Source organism: Flavobacterium sp. (assembly GCF_044368625.1).
Classification (GTDB): domain Bacteria; phylum Bacteroidota; class Bacteroidia; order Flavobacteriales; family Flavobacteriaceae; genus Flavobacterium.
Genome location: NZ_JBIPPD010000325.1, coordinates 1 through 2,543, shown reverse-complemented (window position 1 = coordinate 2,543; position 2,543 = coordinate 1). Strand labels below are relative to the sequence as shown.

The 2,543-nt window shown below is 31.2% G+C and carries 2 protein-coding genes; one reads left to right on the top strand and one right to left on the bottom strand.

Features of this window, described 5'->3' with window-relative positions:
• Window positions 1-316: 316 nt before the first annotated feature.
• Window positions 317-1,429, bottom strand: coding sequence for an NAD(P)/FAD-dependent oxidoreductase (locus ACIQ2X_RS15660; RefSeq protein ID WP_396179905.1), 1,113 nt, complete (start codon window positions 1,427-1,429; stop codon window positions 317-319).
• A 244-nt stretch (window positions 1,430-1,673) separates the two neighbouring features.
• Here ACIQ2X_RS15660 and ACIQ2X_RS15655 point away from each other — a divergent pair, with 244 nt between their 5' ends.
• On the top strand, window positions 1,674-2,450 hold the full coding sequence (locus ACIQ2X_RS15655; RefSeq protein WP_396179904.1) for a hypothetical protein: 777 nt from the start codon (window positions 1,674-1,676) through the stop codon (window positions 2,448-2,450).
• Window positions 2,451-2,543 lie beyond the last annotated feature (93 nt).

Sequence of the window (2,543 nt, the reverse complement as noted above, 5' to 3'; positions counted from 1 at the left end):
AACTAATGAAAAAATTAAACAAGTAGAATTATCAATTAATAACAGACCTATTAGAAAATTCAATTATCTTAGTCCAATTGAAACTCTAAATAATAAGTTTGTTGCACTTATGAATTGAACACAGCTTTCAAAGAAAAAAATTTCCGAATTTAAACGAGGAAATTCCAAACTCTAATTGAGAAACTCCCTACTTCAAATCCGCTCGACCTTATAACTATTAGTTTGTAAATCTAGGAAATTGAATTTTATCTTTTATTTTTGATCCCGATCCCGAAACATCGCGGCGTGATTTGGACTTTTACTATTCGCGTTTTTGTCAAACTAAATCAGCCAATTCTTTTCCTACCAAACTGCCAATGGCAACGCCCATACCTCCTAGTCGAACACCGTAAAAAACGTTTTCCGACAATTGTTGCACAACTGGATTTTTGGCTTGACCCATTCCCATAATACCGCTCCAGCGACGATCAATTTCAAAGGTACGGTTGGGTAAAATTACTTCTTTTAGCAATCGCTCCAACTCGTTTTGAATTAAATTAGTCGTCCCAAATACCGTGGTAGTTTCACCTTCAAAATCAAGGTTTCGACCTCCGCCAAATAATAGTCGGTTGTCAATATTTCGGAAATAATAATAACCCTTGTCCAAATGAAAAGTGCCTTTGATGTCCAAATTCGGAATCGGTTTGGTAATTAAAACTTGAGCTCTTGCCGGATGCACATCGGCTTCAAAAAAAGTTTTCGAAAATCCGTTCGTGGCAAATAGAAGTTTTTTTGTAATAAAAGAAAAATCGTTTACAACCACTTTTACTTCTGAATCCTTTTCGTAATATTCCGTGACGGTTTGATTATTCAAAATCAGAATTCCTGCTTCAAAAGCCAATTGAAGTAACTTTTGCATCATTTTTCCGGTGTCAATCTGCGCTTCAAAAGGGTTGAAAATGATTTGTTGCTTTGTTTTCTGAAAGCCAAAAACGTTTTTTTGAAATTTAAAAACATCTTTTTTAAACAATGGAAAAAGCAATGCATTTACGACGTCTATATTTTGCATACACTCTTCAAAAGTAGGGTTGTCGTTTTCTAAAAAAACTTCATAACCGCCATTTGGCTGCAAATCCATTACTTCATCACCAATTCGATTTCGTAACAATTGCAAACCTTGCCACCGTTTTGAAATCAACTTAAAAACAGCTTCCGGCGATTGTGTTTTTAAATCGTCCACAATTTCCGACAAACTCCCAAAACAAGCAAATCCTGCATTTTTAGTACTCGCGCCTTCGGGCAAACTTCCTTTTTCAAGCACTAAAATTTTACTTTCTGGAAATCGCTCACGCAATTCTAATGCTGCATGAAGCCCAACGATTCCGCTTCCGACAATGGTAAAATCGACGTTTTCAAACCAACTTTTATATTCCCAATAGCTTAGATTCATTTAGTTTTATTTTCTAACAAAAATAAAGGATTTATGGTTGATATTCTTTTTACCTTCAGTGGTTATCTTGAGAAGTCTCAAAAATAAATTTTGGATTTTAAACAGTTATTTTGGATTTTTACGGAAAACCGTAATTAGAGATTATTTTTTAATTGTTAATTTGCCTAGTGATAAATCTTAAGCTATTACTAATTAAAAGATTAAATTAGTTCTAAAAATTATAATTAAAAAAACCCTATACTTTATGCCCGTTGAAAAACCTTCAAATCACACAGCGCCAATATTTTTTCCCAAAGAAAATTATAAAGTCTCAAAATACATGGATTTTACGAAATTTATTTCTTTATTGTATTCTAAATCTTTGTTCTTCTGTCGTTTGGATAAATTAGAAGACAAATTTGAAGGTTTAAGTCCGCGAAAAAACAAAATTTATAATGAAAGATGGTATAGAGAAATATATGAATATAACTTTCTCAAATCAAATGACGTAAATAAATCGGTTGAAGAAGACTTAATAGCAAGAAATAATATCGAAGAAAAATTTAAAACAATAAATTGTGTAAATTGTTGGAATAAATATAATTCCGAATCTTATGCATTATGGAAAATTTATTCTGATATCGATAAAGGGATTATGATAACATCCTCAGTGAATAATTTAATTAAATCATTAGAATTTACCCCAGAAAACATTCAATTAAGTGAAGTTAAATATATAAATCATAATACTGATTTCATCGGAACCGGGAATCTAAATTACCCAATCATTCATAAAAATGCTGCTTACCATTATGAAAATGAATTAAGACTGATACATATGGTAAAGGTTGAAGATGGTTTAATTTATGATTGGGATTCTGAACCAATAAAATCAGGTAAGTTACTGAATGTTGATTTAAATATTCTTATTGATGAAATTACATTAAGTCCATTCTCTCCGCCATGGTTCCATGAAATCATCGATGACCTAACAACAAAATACAACTTAAATAAAAAAATAAGTTTCTCGAATTTAAAATAAGCTGTGTTCAATTCATAAGTGCAACAAACTTATTATTTAGAGTTTCAATTGGACTAAGATAATTGAATTTTCTAATAGGTCTGTTATTAATTG